This window comes from Denitratimonas tolerans (assembly GCF_037203605.1).
GTDB classification, from domain to species: domain Bacteria; phylum Pseudomonadota; class Gammaproteobacteria; order Xanthomonadales; family Xanthomonadaceae; genus Denitratimonas; species Denitratimonas tolerans.
Genome location: NZ_JBBDHC010000009.1, coordinates 19297 through 33546, shown reverse-complemented (window position 1 = coordinate 33546; position 14250 = coordinate 19297). Strand labels below are relative to the sequence as shown.

At 70.5% G+C, this 14250-nt stretch carries 7 protein-coding genes; 5 read left to right on the top strand and 2 right to left on the bottom strand.

Going from position 1 to position 14250, the window contains the following annotated elements:
• Window position 1 precedes the first annotated feature (1 nt).
• From WB794_RS07765 to WB794_RS07755, 3 genes are all read left to right on the top strand, one after another.
• The gene (locus WB794_RS07765) at window positions 2–1417 is read left to right on the top strand and encodes a Y-family DNA polymerase (protein WP_337335282.1); all 1416 of its coding nucleotides are present in this window, start codon (window positions 2–4) and stop codon (window positions 1415–1417) included.
• Window positions 1414–4524, top strand: a complete 3111-nt coding sequence (locus WB794_RS07760) for an error-prone DNA polymerase (protein WP_337335281.1) — start codon at window positions 1414–1416, stop codon at window positions 4522–4524. Before WB794_RS07765 ends, WB794_RS07760 begins: the two co-directional genes overlap by 4 nt.
• Before the next feature lie 115 nt (window positions 4525–4639).
• Window positions 4640–5866: a lytic murein transglycosylase gene (locus WB794_RS07755; RefSeq protein ID WP_337335280.1), complete on the top strand. Its 1227-nt coding sequence runs from the start codon at window positions 4640–4642 to the stop codon at window positions 5864–5866.
• Window positions 5867–5883: 17 nt separating this feature from the next.
• Here the strand turns inward: WB794_RS07755 and WB794_RS07750 are convergent, their stop codons facing one another.
• The gene (locus WB794_RS07750) at window positions 5884–6996 is read right to left on the bottom strand and encodes an OprO/OprP family phosphate-selective porin (protein WP_337335279.1); all 1113 of its coding nucleotides are present in this window, start codon (window positions 6994–6996) and stop codon (window positions 5884–5886) included.
• A gap of 225 nt (window positions 6997–7221) precedes the next feature.
• Here WB794_RS07750 and WB794_RS07745 point away from each other — a divergent pair, with 225 nt between their 5' ends.
• Complete coding sequence (locus tag WB794_RS07745) at window positions 7222–8106, top strand: ABC transporter ATP-binding protein (protein WP_337335278.1); 885 nt, start codon at window positions 7222–7224, stop codon at window positions 8104–8106.
• 10 nt (window positions 8107–8116) lie between these two features.
• The gene (locus WB794_RS07740) at window positions 8117–11704 is read left to right on the top strand and encodes an ABC transporter permease/M1 family aminopeptidase (RefSeq protein ID WP_337335277.1); all 3588 of its coding nucleotides are present in this window, start codon (window positions 8117–8119) and stop codon (window positions 11702–11704) included.
• Between the two features lie 198 nt (window positions 11705–11902).
• On the opposite strand, the gene WB794_RS07735 is transcribed toward WB794_RS07740, so the two are convergent.
• Window positions 11903–14248 (bottom strand): phosphomannomutase/phosphoglucomutase, encoded by a 2346-nt coding sequence (locus WB794_RS07735; RefSeq protein ID WP_337335276.1) that lies wholly within the window; start codon window positions 14246–14248, stop codon window positions 11903–11905.
• Window positions 14249–14250: the final 2 nt, after the last annotated feature.

Sequence of the window (14250 nt, the reverse complement as noted above, 5' to 3'; positions counted from 1 at the left end):
CGTGCGCTGGGCCTGCGTGCTGCTGCCGCATCTGGCGCTGGACGGTGCCCTTCGCGCGGGCGGGCCGGACGATGCTCCGTTCGCGCTGGTCGACGGCCCCGCGCAGCGGCGCGTGCTGCACGATGCCTGCGATCGGGCCCGCGCGCTGGGATTGAAGCCGGGGCAGCCGCTGGGCGTGGCGCAGGCGCTGGCCGGCCGGCTGCAGGTTCGCCCGCGCGACGTGCGCGAAGAGGCGCGCCAGCGCGACCTGCTGGCGGCCTGGGCCTATGGCTTCAGCTCGCAGGTGGCCGCCTTCGGCCCGCGCGCGCTGGCGGTGGAGGTGGGCGGCAGCCGCGCCCTGTTCGGCGGCTGGGAAGAGATCGCGCCGCGCTGGCGCGAGGAGCTGGCCGCGCTGGGCTTCCGCCACCGCCTGGCGCTGGCGCCGAATCCGCTGGCGGCGCGGGTGCTGGCGGGAATCGAGGACGACGCGCAGGTCGCGGATGACGCGGCGCTGCGCGCGCGCCTGGACGCCCTGCCGCTGGCCCGCAGCGGCCTGCCCGAGCCCATGGTGCAGGCGCTCGCGCGCATGGGCCTGCGCCAGCTCGGCGCCCTGCGCGCGCTGCCGCGCAGCGCCCTGATGCGGCGCTTTCCGCCGCGCCTGCTGGAGCACCTGGACGCGCTCTACGGCGAGCGCGAGATCGCGCTGCCGCTCTACCGCCCGCCGCCGCGCTTCGCCGCGCGCGTCGAGCTGTCGCATCGGGTCGAATCCTCGCAGGCGCTGCTGTTTCCGCTGCGCCGGCTGACGGGCGATCTTGCGCTCTACCTCGGCGCGCGCGACGGCGGCGCGCAGCGGTTCGAGCTGGTTCTCGAGCACGAGGACCATCCGGCCACGCGCGTGCCGGTGGGCCTGCTCGCGCCCGAGCGCGAGGCGGGGCTGCTGTTCGAACTGGCGCGCGGGCGGCTGGAGCGCGCCGCGGTGCCCGCGCCCGTGGAGGCGCTGGCGCTGCACGCCGAATCCCTGCCGCCCTTTGCGCCGGAGCACCGCGACCTGTTCGATCCGCGCCCGCAGCAGGCCGTGCCCTGGGAGGTCCTGCGCGAGCGCCTGCGCGCGCGGCTGGGCGAGGACGCGGTGCAGGGCCTGGCGCTGCGCGCCGACCACCGCCCCGAACGCGCGAGCGCGCCGGGGGAATCCGATGCGCCGGCCCCCGCGCCGACGCTCGACGCCCCGCGCCCGGCCTGGCTGGTGCGCGAAGCCCCGCCCCTGTACGGCGCGCCGCGCGTGCTGGCCGGCCCGGAGCGCATCGAGTCGGGCTGGTGGGACTGCGCCGACGCGCGCCGCGACTACTACCGCGTGCTCACCCGCGACGGCCGCGAGGCCTGGGTGTACCGCGAGCGCGGCGGCGACGGCACCTGGCATCTGCACGGCTGGTTCGCATGAGTCCCGGCCCGCCCGATGCGCCGGCCTACGCCGAGCTGCACTGCCTGTCGAACTTCAGCTTCCGGCGCGGCGCCTCCAGCGCCCGCGAGCTGTGCGAGCGCGCCGCGCGGCTGGGCTACGCCGCCCTCGCCATCACCGACGAATGCACCCTGGCCGGCGCGGTGCGCGCCTGGCAGGCGGCGCGCGAGGTGGGCATCGCCCTGATCATCGGCGCCGAAATGCAGATCGAGGACGGCCCGAAATTCGTCCTGCTGGCCGAAGGCCTCGCCGGCTACCAGCGCCTGTGCGCCCTGATCACCGCCGCGCGCCGCCGCGCGCCCAAGGGCGAATACCGCCTGCTGCACGAGGATTTCGATGCGGGCACCGAAGGGCTGCTCGCGCTGTGGATTCCCGGGCCGCGGCCCGACGCGGCGCAGGGGCGCTGGCTGGCGGAGCGCTTTCCCGGGCGCACGTGGATCGCGGTCGAACTGCACTGCGGCCCGGACGACGCCGCGCGCCTGATGCGGCTGGAGGCGCTGGGCGCGGCGCTGGAGCTGCCGCGGGTGGCCTGCGGCGATGTGCACATGCACGCGCGTGGCCGGCGCGCCCTGCAAGATGCGCTCACTGCCCTGCGCCACGGCGTCCCGGTGGCCGAGGCCGGCGCGCACCTGTTTCCCAACGGTGAGCGCCACCTGCGCCGGCGCGCCGAGCTGGCCGAGCGCTACCCGGCGGCGCTGATGGAGGAATCGGTGCGCATCGCGCGGCGCTGCCGCTTCGATCTTTCCGAGCTGCGCTATCAGTACCCGCGCGAGGCGGTGCCGGCCGGCTGGAGCCCCGCCGCCTGGCTGCGCCAGCTCGTCGAGGAGGGCATCCGCAGGCGCTGGCCGGAGGGCGTCACGCCCAAGGGCCGGAGCCTGATCGAGAAGGAGCTGGCCCTGATCGCCGAGCTGGGCTACGAGAGCTACTTCCTCACCGTCCACGACCTGGTCCGCTTCGCCCGCGAGCGCGGCATCCTGTGCCAGGGGCGCGGCTCGGCCGCCAACTCGGCGGTGTGCTACGCGCTGGGCATCACCGAGATCGACCCGGACCGCATCGGCATGCTGTTCGAGCGCTTCATCTCGCGCGAGCGCAACGAGCCGCCCGACATCGACGTGGACTTCGAGCACGAGCGGCGCGAGGAGGTGATCCAGTACGTGTTCGCCCGCTACGGGCGCGAGCGCGCCGCGCTCACCGCGGTGGCCAGCACCTATCACGCCGCCGGTGCCCTGCGCGACATGGCGCGCGCCCTGGGCCTGCCGCCCGAGGCAACCGACCGCCTCGCCGCCTGCGCCGGGCGCTGGAGCCGCGCGATCCCGACGGCCGAGCGCCTGCGCGAGCAGGGTTTCGACCCCGACGGCCCGCTGCTGCACCGCATCCTGGTGCTGGCCAGCGCGCTGATCGGCTTTCCCCGCCACCTGTCCCAGCACCCGGGCGGCTTCGTCATTTCCGACGCGCCGCTGTCCAGCCTGGTGCCGGTGGAAAACGCCGCCATGGACGGGCGCACCGTGGTGCAGTGGGACAAGGACGACCTCGACGCGCTGGGCCTGATGAAGGTGGACGTGCTGGCGCTGGGCATGCTCAGCGCCCTGCGCCGCAGCTTCGAGCTGCTGCGCCGGCACGAGGGCTTGGCGCTGGATCTGGCCGCCATTCCGGGCGACGACGCACCGACCTGGGAGATGATCAGCCGCGCCGACACGATCGGCGTGTTCCAGATCGAATCGCGCGCGCAGATGGCGATGCTGCCGCGCATGAAGCCGCGCTGCTTCTACGATCTGGTCATCGAGCTGGCCATCGTGCGCCCCGGGCCGATCCAGGGCGACATGGTGCATCCCTACCTGCGCCGGCGCGCCGGGCTGGAACCGGTGAGCTATCCCTCCGAGGCGCTGCGCGCGGTGTTCGAGCGCACCCTGGGCGTGCCGCTGTTCCAGGAGCAGGTGATGCAGCTGACGGTGGTCGCGGCCGGCTACAGCCCGGGCGAGGCGGACCGGCTGCGCCGCGCGATGGCGGCCTGGAAGCGCCACGGCGGCATGGAGCCGCACCGCGAAAAGCTGATCGCCGGGATGCTCGCGCGCGGCTACGAGGCGGGATTCGCGCAGCGCCTGTTCGAGCAGATCGCGGGCTTTGGCGAATACGGATTTCCCGAATCGCACTCGGCCAGCTTCGCCCTGCTGGCCTGGGCCAGCGCCTGGCTCAAGTGCCACCACCCCGCAGCCTTCGCCTGCGCCCTGCTCAACAGCCAGCCGATGGGCTTCTACAGCCCCGACCAGATCCTCCAGGACGCGCGCCGCCACGGCGTCGCCGTGCGCCCGGTGGACGTGCGTGCCAGCGACTGGGAAAGCACGCTGGAACCCGACGGGCGCGGCGGCTGGGCCATCCGCATGGGGCTGTCGATGGTGCACGGCCTGCCTGAAGCCGTCGCGCGACACATCGCCGCGGCGCGCAGCGATCGCCCCTTCACCGACCTCGACGACCTCTGCCGCCGCGCCGCCCTGCCGCACGGGAGCGGGGCGGAAAAGAGCCCGCAGGCGCTGCTCGCCGACGCCGGCGCCCTGCGCGGTCTGGCCGGGCACCGCCACCGCGCGCGCTGGGCGGTTGCCGGCCTGGAGGCGCACCGCCCGCTGCTGGAAGGCGCTGCCGCGCCCGAGCCGCGCATCGCCCTGCCCCCGCCCGACCGGGTGGAGGACCTCAAGGCCGACTACGCCAGCCTTGGCACCACCCTGGGAGCCCATCCGCTGGCCCTGCTGCGCGCGCGCCTGGCGCGGCGGCGCTGCAAGAGTTCACGCGAGCTGGGCCTGATGCAAAGCCGCGAATTCGTCCGCGCCGCGGGCCTGGTCACCTGCCGTCAGCGCCCCGCCACCGCCAGCGGCGTCACCTTCCTCACCCTGGAGGACGAATTCGGGCTGATCAATGCCGTGGTCTGGCGCAACCTCGCCGAGCGCCAGCGCCGGCCCCTGGTGGAGGCGCAGCTGCTGCAGGTGGACGGGCGCCTGGAGTCAAAGGACGGCGTGCGCCACCTGATCGCCCGGAACCTCGTCGACCTGAGCCCGTGGCTGGCGGAGCTGGACGTGCGCAGCCGGGACTTCCACTGACGCCACCGGGAAGCACGAGGGCTTTCGAAAAACCGCGCGGATTTTTCCGGACGACGGCGCGGGTGTGCTGGAATGATGGCGAAACGGCGCATCCAGCCCGGCAACGGATTTTCAGATGATCTCACCGCGTCCCGTACTGGCACTCCTGCTGCTGCTCGCATCAATCGGCGGCGCGGCGGCCGCGGATGCCGACTTCGCCCGCTGCCTTGCCGGCCTGCGCGCCCAGGCGGCGAATGCGGGCGTGCCCGGCGCGGCCTTCGATCGATTCACCGACGGCCTCGCACCCGATGCCTCGGTGCTGACGCTGCTGGACGCACAGCCGGAGTTCACCACGCCGATCTGGGACTATCTCGCCGCGCTGGTGGACGCGCGCCGCGTCGCGCAGGGACGCGAGATGCTGGCGCACCACGCCGCGGTGCTGGCGCGGGTGGAGGCGGCCTATGGCGTGGACCGTCACACCGTGGTCGCGGTGTGGGGCGTGGAAAGCGACTACGGGCAGGTTTCCGGAAACCGTCCGCTGCTGGTTTCTCTGGCCACGCTGTCCTGCGCCGGACGCCGGCAGGCGTTCTTTCGCGGCGAGTTCCTGGCGCTGGTGAAGCTGCTGCACGCCGGGGATCTTTCCCCCGACGGACTTACCGGCTCCTGGGCCGGTGCCTTCGGCCACACCCAGTTCATGCCCGGCACCTATGCGCGCATCGCGGTGGATTTCGACGGTGACGGCCGCCGCGATCTGGTGAAAAGCGTTCCCGATGCGCTGGCGTCCACGGCCAACTACCTCCAGCGCGCCGGCTGGAAGCGCGGCGAACGCTGGGGATTCGAAGTGCGCGTGCCGAAGGCACTGGACGCTTCGCTGGCGGGACGCAAGAACGCGCGCACGCTGTCCGACTGGCGCGCGCGCGGCGTGACCCGCATCGACGGCTCACCGCTGCCGCAGAGCGAAGCGCGCGCCGCGCTGCTGCTTCCCGCCGGCAGGGCCGGTCCGGCGTGGCTCGCCTTGCGCAACTACAGCGCGATCTATTCCTACAACGCGGCGGAAAGCTATGCGCTGGCCATCGCGCTGCTTTCCGACCGCCTGCGCGGCGACCCGCCGCAGGTCGCGGCCTGGCCCACCGACGACCCCGGCCTCGGCCGCGACGAGCGCGAGCGACTGCAGCGTCTGCTCATCGCGCGCGGCCACGATATCGGCGAGGCCGACGGCATGATCGGCACCCGCACCCGCCGCGCCATCGTCGCCGAGCAGGAGCGCCTCCGGATGACGCCGGCCGACGGGCGGGCGGGAAAGAGGATTCTCGACGCGCTGGAGCGCGAAGCCCGGCGAGCGGACGGTCCGCAGGCGCGCTGAACGCCGGCGGCACCCGGCTACCAGTGCATCTGCGCGCGCAGCCCGACGACTTCCCTGTCCGCGGGCGCGCCGCGCCGGTGGCTGTCGACGCCCGAGCCATTGAGGCTCAGCCGCAGGTGTTCCCCGCAGTACCAGTTCACCCCGAGGGTGATCGTGTCCATGTGTCCGCCCTCGATCCCGGCGTCGTCCAGATCCAGGGTTTCGATGCGCGCGGCGAGCTGCCAGAGGCTGTGCGCCGACGTCGGTGATGCGGCGCGCGGCAGGCCGTCGCGATACGACCAGGCCTCGCCGCCGAGGTTCCACACCGCGCTCAGATAGCCGCCGCGCGCGGTGTAGTCGGGGGCGGCGGTGCGCTCGATGGTGCCCTGCAGGTATTCGGCCTGCAGCTTCAGCGGGCCGGCGAGCCACACCGCTTCCGCGCTGCTGGTGTCCAGGCGGTGGGCGTCGGTGAAGCGGCCGCTGTCGATGATCCGTTCGTTCGACAGGTCGCTCTGCGGGCGCGCGGCCAGGCGCTGCCCGCCGCCGGGGACGGTGTGGCTGACCTGGGCCAGGCCGAGGTGCAGGGTGCGGCCCGACGTGCGGACAGGTGCCCAGGTGGCGCGCACCGCATAGCCGGTTCCCTGCGCCCCGCCGGCGTTGATGCTGCGGTCGATCGCGCTGACGCTGACGCTCCAGCCTTCGCCCGCCTGGGTGTAGTTCACCCCCGCCCGGCGACCGGGAGCCAGGGCGTTGCTGACGGCCGCCTTGGCAATGAAATCGGCGTGCCGCGTCGAGGCCACTTCTTCCAGGCCCAGCGGCTGCTTGAACTGGCCCGCGCGCAGGCGGCGGCCCTTGCCCAGATCCAGACCTAGCTGCACGTTCAACCAGCGCTCGAGGTGGACGTCGTAGGCGATTTCCCAGAACGCGCGGCCCGGACCGGTGCCGATGAGGTTCTGCTCCGCGCGCCGCATGCCGGTGTCGGCGCGGCGCGCCGCGTCGGGGCGCACGTCGTGATAGCCGTAGCGATCGGCCTGCAGCAGCCCTTCCCACTCCACCGTGGAACCGGCGAACGTACCCAGCTCGAGGCCGGCGCACTGTGACGCCGGAACAAGAAAGAGAGTGAGGAGCAGGGCGTTGCGTCGCTGCGTCATGGCGTAGTGGCCACCGGGTATCCGGGCAATTATGGCAGCACGGTGCCGGTGCGCGCGCCGCGTACGCTGCGCCGGGATTCCGTGACCTTCATCACGACCTTTGGCACAAGTCACACCGCGGCCGGCCAAGTAGTCTTCCCGCGTATCCATCGCCCCGCACCGTCCCTCGTGCCGGCGCGCGATGGCTTGAAGCCACACCCGATTCTTTTACCGGAACCCGACCCCATGCTGTCGATCAAGAACCTCTCCAAGACCTACGCCAACGGCGTCGCGGCGCTCACCGGCGTCTCGCTTGATATTCCGACCGGCATGTTTGGATTGCTGGGGCCGAACGGCGCGGGCAAATCCACCCTGATGCGCACCATCGCCACGCTGCAGGATCCGGACTCGGGCACCATCCACCTCGGCGATCTCGACCTGCTGGCGAACAAAGCCGAGGCGCGCCGCCGGCTGGGCTACCTGCCGCAGGAATTCGGGGTCTATCCGAAGGAGCCGGCGATCACCATGCTCGACCACTTCGCCCGGCTGAAGGGCATCGTCAATGCGAAAGAGCGCCGCGAGGTGGTGGAAGCGCTGCTCAGGCAGGTGAACCTGTGGGACGTGCGCGGGCAGAAGCTGGGCGGCTTTTCCGGCGGCATGCGCCAGCGCTTCGGGATCGCACAGGCGCTGCTCGGCGATCCGCGGCTGATCATCGTGGACGAGCCGACCGCAGGGCTCGATCCGGAGGAGCGCAACCGCTTCCTCAACCTGCTGTCGGAAATCGGCGAGCACGTCGTGGTGATCCTTTCCACCCACATCGTCGAGGACGTGACCGACCTGTGTCCGCGCATGGCGATCATCTCGCGCGGCCAGGTGCTGCTCACCGGCGAGCCGCGCGAGGCCATGGCCTCGCTGCAAGGGCGGGTGTGGCGCAAGACCGTGCCCAAGGCCGCGCTGGCACGCTACCAGGAAGATCTGGTGGTGCTGTCCACGCGCCTGGTGGCAGGCGTGCCGGTGATCCACGTGCTTGCCGACACGCGCCCGGAGGAGGGCTTCGAAGCCATCGCGCCGGACCTGGAAGACGTCTATTTCGGCCGGCTGCGCGCGCAGGCCGCGGCAAGCGCTGCCTGAGGTCACGCCCATGTTCCGGACCATTTTCGCCTTCGAGCTGCGCCAGCAGTTCTCCAGCCCCGTATTCTGGGTGGTGTTCTCGGTGTTCGCCCTGCTCGCCTTCGGTGCCGCCAGCTCCGACGCGGTGCAGGTGGGCGGGGCCATCGGCAACGTCAACCGCAATGCGCCCTACGTCATCGTCTATCTCCTGGGTGCCTTCATTTCGCTGGCGATGCTGCTGGCGGTGATCTTCATCGGCGGCGCGGCGCTGCGCGATTTCGACAACCGCACCGCCGAGCTGTTCTTCACCACGCCGGTGAAGAAGCGCGACTACCTCCTCGGCCGCTTCGCCGGCGGCCTCGGCATGGCCGGGCTGATCATGCTGGGCGTGGCGCTCGGCATCTTCGTCGGCACCTTCATGCCCTGGGTCGACGCCGAACGGCTGGGGCCGACAACCGCCGCGCCCTACCTGTGGGCGCTGGCGGTGCTGATCCTGCCCAACCTCTTTTTCATGGGCGCGCTGCTGTTCTGCCTGGCGGTGGCGACGCGCTCGATGCTGATGACTTACGTCGGGGTGATCGCCTTCCTGGTGTTCAACATCATCACCGGCACGCTCACGGCCGATCTCGACACCCGCTGGATCGGCGCGCTGCTCGATCCCTATGGCATGGCGGCGGTGGAGGAGGCGACGCGCTACTGGTCGATCAGCGAACGCAACACGCTGGTCCCGCCGCTGTCCGGGCTGCTGCTGGTCAACCGCGCGATCTGGCTGGCGCTGGGCGCGCTGCTGCTGTGGGCGGCGTGGCGGCTGTTCCGCACCGACCGCGAAGGCTGGACGCTGCGCCGGCGCAAGCCCACCGCCAGCGCGGAGGCACCCGCAGCCCCGCGTACCGCGGCGCTGACGCTTCCCGCGGTCACCCTCGCCACCGGCTTCGGGGCGCAGTGGCGCCAGTTCCTGCACCTGGCCGGGTTTGACCTCAAGGGCGTGCTGCGCGGCGTGCCGCTGCTGGTGATGGGACTGTTCGGGCTGATGATCCTGATCGTCAACCTCAGTTTCGGCATGGAGATGTTCGGCACCCCGCGCTATCCGACCACGGCCACGATGGTCGGCCTGGTCACCGGCTCCTACTCCCTGTTCCTGCTGATCATCGTGGTGTTCTACGCCGGCGAGCTGGTGTTCCGCGAGCGCAGCGCGCGCATCGCCGAGGTCACCGACGCCTATCCCAACGCCGACTGGATCGCGCTGGCCTCCAAGCTGGTGGCGCTGACCGGCGTGGTGCTGCTGTTCTATGCCTCGGGCATCGCGGTGACGATCGTCTACCAGCTCATCCGCGGCGGGGTGGCGATCGAGCCGGGGCTGTACCTGTCGCGGATGCTGATCGAGTGCTCCGGCTTCGTGCTGATGGGCGTGCTGGCGCTGTTCCTGCAGGTCATCAGCAACAACAAGTTCATCGGCTATCTGCTGATGCTGGTGTATCTGGTGCTGCGCGCGACGATGGGCTTCCTCGATTTCGACGACCTGCTCTATCGTCCGTTCGGCACGCCGCCCCTGCCCTATTCGGACATGAACGGCTACGGCCACTTCCTCATCGGCTGGGCCTGGCTGCGGCTGTACTGGGGCGCGTTCGCGGCGCTGCTGTTCGTGGCCGGCCTGCTGTTCTGGGTGCGCGGCAACCGCGCCACGTTCCCCGAGCGCCTGCGCGAGGCGCGCCGCCGCCTCGCACCCGGCCCGGCGGTCGCGGCGGCGCTGGCGCTGGCGGTTTTCGCCGGCAGCGGCCTTTTCATCTTCCACAACACCCACCGGCTCAACGAGTATGTGCCGGGTGACGTGGCGCTGGACCGTCAGGCGGACTACGAGAAGAAGTACCGCCAGTACAAGGGCATCGCCCAGCCGCGCATCACCGAAATGCGGGTGGACGTGGACCTGCATCCGGAGACGCGCACCGCGAACGTGCGCGGGCACTATCGGCTGAAGAACCGCCACGCCCAAGCCATCAACGAGCTGCACGTCGTGGTGCCGGCGGGATTCCGCGACAGCCGGCTGGTGCTGGAATTCGCCCCGCACGAAGTCGTGCTGCAGGACGAGGTGCTCGACTACGCGATCTACCGGCTCGACCAGCCGCTCGCCCCGGGCGCGGAAATGGACTTCGACTTCCGCCTGACGCTGGGACAGGCGGGCTTTCCCAACGGCCGCGCCCAGACCGCCATCGTGGACAACGGCAGCTTCTTCAACAGCTTCGTATTCCCGCAGTTCGGCTACATCGAGTCGTTCCAGATCGAGGACCGCAACGAGCGGCGCAAGCGCGACCTGGGCGAGGTGCCTCGCATGGCCTCGATCGACGACGAGGCGGCACGCGCCAACACCTACATCGCCGCCGATGCCGACTGGCTGCGGTTCGAGACCACGATCTCGACGACGCCCGACCAGATCGCGCTGGCACCGGGCTATCTGCAGCGCGAGTGGATCGAGAACGGCCGCCGCCACTTCCACTACACGATGGATGTGCCGATGCTCAACTTCGCGGCCTGGCTGTCGGCCCGCTGGGAGGTGGCGCGCGGCGAGTGGAATGGCTTGCCGATCGAGGTCTATCACGACCCCAAGCATGCCTGGAACGTCGAACGCATGATCGAGGCCGCGCAGAAGTCGCTGGACTACTTCAGCACCCACTTCACGCCCTACCAGCACCGCCAGCTGCGCATCCTGGAGTTCCCCGCCTACGCCGGTTTTGCCCAGGCCTTCGCCAATACCGTGCCCTATTCGGAAGCCATCGGCTTCGTCACCGACCTGCGCGACGCGGAAAAGATCGACTACGTGTTCTACGTCACCGCGCACGAGGTCGCGCACCAGTGGTGGGCGCACCAGGTGATCGGTGCCAACGTGCAGGGCTCCACGATGCTGTCCGAGTCGCTGGCGCAGTATTCGGCGCTGATGGTGATGGAGAAGGAGTACGGCCGCGCGCGGATGCGCAAGTTCCTCAAGTACGAGCTGGACCGGTACCTCATGTCGCGCGCCATGGAAAAACGCGAGGAGCTGCCGCTGGCGCTGGTGGAAAACCAGCAGTACATCCACTACCAGAAGGGCTCGCTGGTGTTCTACGCGCTGCGCGACGCGATCGGCGAGGACACGCTGAACGCGATCCTCAAGCGCTTCCTGGAAGACAAGGGCTACCAGGAGCCGCCCTACACCACTTCGCGCGAGCTGCTGGCTTACCTGCGCGAGGACACCGACCCGGCGTTCCACCCGCTGATCGAGGACCTGTTCGAGAAGATCGTGTTCTTCGACAACCGCGCGCTGGAAGCCACCGCGGTGAAGCGCGACGACGGCAGGTACGCGGTCACGCTGAAGCTGCACGCAGCCAAGTTCGAGGCCGACGGGCAGGGCAAGGAAACCGGGGTGCCGGTCACCAACGAGATCGAGGTCGGCATTTTCGCGCGCCCCGAGGGCGGCAAGGAAGACGACGAGACCGTGCTCTACCTCGCCCGCCACCGTTTCGACCAGACCGAAACCACGCTGGAGCTGGTGGTGGATGCGGAACCCTACGATGCCGGCATCGATCCCTACAACACGCTGATCGATCGGGTTTCGGACGACAATCGCCGGCGCGTGACGCTGAAGTGATGGCGGGCCGAGCGGCGGCCGGGCGCTGCGGTTCCGCATGGGAATGGACGACAGGCTCCGGCGTGCCGCGGTGCCGGGAATGTGCTTGGACTGCCGCCCCCGCGAGGGCGGGGAACCGGCGGCTTTACTTTGGATTTCAAGGCGATGGACGCCCGCCGGCGCGGGCGTGACGAGGCGGGAAACCTGCGGGACGGAGCGCTAGAACGGCAGGGCAAGGTCCGGATCGACCGCCAGCAACTGCTCGCGGAAGGCTTGCTGGATGCGGGCCAGCGCGGCCTCGTCGTCGGCATCGAAGCGCAGCACCAGGCTGGGCGTGGTGTTGGAGCAGCGCACCAGGCCCCAGCCGTCGGGCCAGTCGGCGCGCAGCCCGTCGATGGTCGAGATCTTGGCGTCCTCGAAGCGGGCCTTCTCGACGAACTCCCGGACGTAGGCGTAGTGCGCGCCCTCTTCCATGGGCACCTTGAGCTCGGGCGTGCTGGCCCCTTTGGGCAGCTCGGCGAAAACTTCTTCCGGGCTGCGGTCGTCGGCGGCAAGGATTTCCAGCAGGCGCGCGGCGGAATAGATGCCGTCGTCGAAGCCGAACCAGCGCTCGCGGAAGAAGAAGTGTCCGCTCATCTCGCCGGCCAGCTCGGCCTCGGTTTCGCGCATCTTGGCCTTGATCAGCGAATGGCCGGTCTTCCACATGATCGGGCTGCCGCCGTTGCGCAGGATCTGCCCGGCCAGGTGTCCGGTGCACTTGACGTCGTAGATGATCGTGGCACCCGGGTTGCGCATGAGCACGTCGCGGGCGAACAGCATCAGCAGGCGGTCGGGGTAGATCACCTCGCCTTCCCGCGTCACCACGCCGAGGCGGTCGCCGTCGCCGTCGAAGGCCAGGCCGATGTCGGCCTCGAATTTCTGCACGAGGTGGATCAGGTCGCGCAGGTTTTCCGGATCGCTCGGGTCCGGATGATGGTTGGGGAATTCGCCGTCGATGTCGCAGTAGAGCGGCATCACCTCGGCCCCGATCGCCTCCAGCACCTGCGGGCCAATGACACCCGCCACGCCGTTGCCGGCATCCACGACCACCTTGATCGGACGCTCGAGCTGCACGTCCGAGGCGATGCGCGAAATGTACTCGGACGACACGTCCATGCTCTGCAGGCCGCCGCCGCCGTCGCGATCCAGCAGGCCGTCGATGATGCGGAAGTAGAGGTCTTCGATCGCTTCTCCCGCGAGGGTTTCACCGCCCAGCACGATCTTGAAGCCGTTGTAGTCGGGCGGGTTGTGGCTGCCGGTCACCGCCACGCAGGAGCCGGTGTGGAGCTGGTAGCTGGCGAAATACACCACCGGCGTGGGTGCCATGCCGATGTCGATGACGTCGCGCCCGGCCAGACGCAGGCCCTCGATCAGCGCGTCGGACAGCTCGGGACCGGAGAGGCGCCCGTCGCGTCCGACCACGACCTCGCGCAGATTGCGCTCGGCCATCACGGTGCCGATCGCCTGGCCCAGCAGGCGCGCGATATCATCGCTCAGGGTCTTGCCCAGCACGCCGCGGATGTCATAGGCGCGGAATATGCTGCGATCCAGCGCCAGCGCGGGCTTCTTCGCGGCCGGTTCCGGGGCGGGCCCGGGCGGCGCGCGGCGCGCGGCGGCGGCCGGTGCGCGCTCTGCCTCCAGCTCCGATTGGCGCAGGGCTTCGGCAAACGTCGGCTCCACCTCCCGTCCACGGCTGGAGGCCAGCTGCAGGGTCTTGAGCAGCTTCCACACCAGCAGGGCACCCATCAGCAGCGCGCCGATGCCGAGGCCCAGCTGGGTGGTCTTCGAATAAGGCAGGGTGGACACGAATTCGGGGGCGGCGGTGGCGATCTGCAGCGCGATGCCTTCGATCATGGTGGACTCGGTGGCGAAGCGAAGGTTCGAATCGCCCATCTGCACCAGCACCCGCTGCCCGCTGCGCAGCTCCAGGTAGCCGCCCGGAAGGCTGACCGCCCTGACCGAACCGGTGATGGTGTCCAGCGGCACGGTGCCATAGGCCACCGCCAGCGGCTCGCCGTCATCGCCCGGGATTGGGGCAGCAAGCCCGAGCGAGAGCGCGGCGTCCTTGCCCACGACGCCGACCCGGCTGGCGCGCTCGTTTACCGCCGCTGTCAGCAGCGCGAGCTTGCCGAAGCCTACCGCGGCCAATTCTTCGGAGAACGGGTCGTCGAGCGAAGAGGCGTAGAGGGCGACATCACCGACGTCGGGCCAGTCGGTGCGCAGGCGCGCGACGGCATCCTCGAACTCGCCGGCAGCCACGTCGGCGCGCAGGCGCGGTTCCTGGATCGCGACATCCAGACGCTCCTGCATCTGGAGGACGTCCCGGGTGATCGCGGCGGCGGTGCTGGTGCGCAACTGCTCCAGGCGCGGGCCCAACGATTCGGTGTTGGAGGCGCGCCAGGTTTGCCACAGGATGCCCACGCCGCCCAGCAGCGCGAGCAGCGCGAAAACGCCCAGGATGCCGATGCTGACCTGCGGCGGCAGCGGCAGGCCCTCGCGTGGCTCGTTCTTGTTGCGCTTTGCCATTG